Source organism: Streptomyces nanshensis (genome assembly GCF_001751255.1).
Taxonomy (GTDB): Bacteria; Actinomycetota; Actinomycetes; order Streptomycetales; family Streptomycetaceae; genus Streptomyces; species Streptomyces nanshensis_A.
Genome location: NZ_LJGW01000594.1, coordinates 1 through 2,366 on the forward strand (window position 1 = coordinate 1; position 2,366 = coordinate 2,366).

Annotated in this window: 2 protein-coding genes; both read left to right on the forward strand. The window is 69.6% G+C overall.

The features are described 5' to 3' along the window. A partial coding sequence (locus AN218_RS30020; RefSeq protein ID WP_070020202.1) for an ABC transporter substrate-binding protein occupies window positions 1-1,311 on the forward strand: 1,311 nt, incomplete at its 5' end. After that, window positions 1,308-2,306 (forward strand): carbohydrate ABC transporter permease, encoded by a 999-nt coding sequence (locus AN218_RS30025; protein ID WP_079132740.1) that lies wholly within the window; start codon window positions 1,308-1,310, stop codon window positions 2,304-2,306. The genes AN218_RS30020 and AN218_RS30025, both read left to right, overlap by 4 nt. Window positions 2,307-2,366 lie beyond the last annotated feature (60 nt).

Sequence of the window (2,366 nt, forward strand, 5' to 3'; positions counted from 1 at the left end):
GGTCTGCTCGCCGCCGGCGCCGCCGGTGCCACCGCGGCGCTCGCCTCCGGCTGCGGCGGCCGGGCGAGCGCGGACGACGGCCCGTTGCAGTTCTGGAACTTCTACGCGCCCCAGCGCTCCGAAGACCCGGCGCTCAACGCCCAGAGCAAGTGGTTCACGGACCTGGTGGCGCAGTGGAACCGCACCCACAAGCGGCGCATCGAGCTGCTCTACATGCCGCCGCCCACCTACCAGAACGGCTCCAAGCTGCCCACGGCCTTCGCCGCGGGCGCCGGTCCCGACATCTTCCTCGCCAGCCCCGGCGACTTCCTGCGCTACTACAACGGCGGCGTCCTCGCCGACCTCACGCCGTACGTCGACAAGCGGGCGGTGGCCGACTACCACCCGGACACCCTCGCCAGCCGCATGGTCGGCGACAAGGTCTACGCCCTGCCCATGGAGGTCGAGCCGCTCGTCGTCTACTACGACAAGCGCGTCTGGGAGAAGAAGGGCCTCTCGGAGGGCGACATCCCGGCCACCTGGGACCAACTCCTCGACGTCGGCGAGAAGTTGACGACGAAGACCCGGGCCGGTCTCGTGCTCAAGACGCTGCCCGGCTATCTCCAGAACTTCCTCTGGTACTCGTGGATGTGGATGGGCGGCGGCGACGTCCTGGACGGCCACGGCACGGTGACCGTCGACTCCCGCCCCGTACGCCAGGCCCTCCAGCTCTGGCAGGACGCCGTACGCAGCGGCATCACCCCCAGCACGGCGCCGGCGGGCGACGACATGATCTCCGGCTTCAAGACCGGGCGGGCCGGGATGTGGCACAGCGGCATCTGGGAGATCGCCAGCCTCAAGGCGTACGCGCCGGACGTGGACTACGGGATGTTCAAACACCCGCTGCCGCCCGGGGGTTCGTACACCACGGCCCTGGGCGGCTGGTCCTTCTGCGCCAACGCCAAGGGCCGCGACCCGCAGGCCGCCGCCGAGTTCTGCGGCTGGGCCCTCGGCAGCATGGAGGACGAGTGCGTCGAGCGGATGACCGACTGGTGCATCAAGGCCAAGCGGGACATCGCCCCGCGCAGGTCCGCGCTGCGGCTCGGCACGGAGCGCGGCGGCTATGACGACTGGGCGATGAAGTACATGAAGGAGGAGGTCTTCCCCGACGGCCGCCCCGAACCGCGCTATCCGCCCGTCGTCTACAAGGCCCTGTCCGACGCCGTCCAGGGCTCGATGCTCGCCGGCCGCAGTGTCGCGGACGAGGCGGCGCGTGCCGCGCAGTCGGTCGAGGCGTACGTACGTAGCTACAAGGGGGCGAGCCTGATATGAGCGAGCCTGTCGTGAGGGAGCCCGGCGTCGACCGGCCCGATGCCGAGCCCGGAATCGGCAAGCCCGGCGGCGGCGTCGGCGCCGCCGCCGCGGGAGCACGGCGGACACGGCTCAGCCGGCGCCACCGGGAGTGGATCGCGGCGGGGCTGTTCATCGCGCCGGACGCGCTGGGGCTGGCCCTGTTCGTGGGGCTGCCGATGGTGCTGTCGGTGGTGCTGAGCTTCTTCCAGGTCAGCGGGTTCGGCTCGTACGAGTTCGTGGGGCTGGGCAACTACGCGCGCATGGTGGACGATCCGCTGTTCTGGGACTCGATGCGCACCACCGCCGTCTACGTGATCGTGCTGGTGCCGACGCTGTTCGTGGTGAGCCTCGGGCTGGGGCTGCTGGTCAGACAGCGGATCCCGGCCGTCGGCTTCTTCCGGACGCTGTTCTTCCTGCCGTACGTCATCAGCCTCGTCGTCGTGGGCGTGCTGTGGCGGTTCATGCTCGACGACCAGGTCGGGGTGGTGAACAAGTCGCTGCGGGCGATGGGTTTCGAGGGGCACTCCTGGCTCGGCGACCCCTCCACCGCGCTCTACTCCGTCATCGCCGTCTTCGTGTGGGTGATGATGGGCTACTACATGATCATTTTCCTCGCGGGGCTCCAGGAGATACCCCGTGAGTACTACGAGGCCGCGCGCATCGACGGCGCCGGGCCCTGGACGCAGTTCCGCACGATCACCTGGCCGCTGCTGCGGCCCACGAGCTTCTTCGTCCTGCTGATGTCCACCGTCGCGGCGATCACCGGCGGCTTCGAGCTGATCTTCGTCATCACGGAGGGCGGCCCCGCCAACAGCACCTCGCTGGCGATCTTCTACATCTACCAACAGGCCTTCATCTTCGGCGAGTACGGCTATGCGTCGGCCATGGGCACCGCCCTGGTGCTGGTGATGATCGCCTGCTCCGCGGTGATCTTCAAGGTGACGAGGGGCGGGAGGTTCGACGATGGCAGTTGACAGCCCGAGCGCCGGCAGCGCGCGCGCCGGAGCGCCGGGTGGGCCGGGTTCGCCGGGTGC

Excerpts from the sequence above, each read along its gene's own strand:
- AN218_RS30025 (WP_079132740.1), top strand. The coding sequence starts at position 1,308 with ATGAGCGAGCCTGTCGTGAGGGAGCCCGGCGTCGACCGGCCCGATGCC.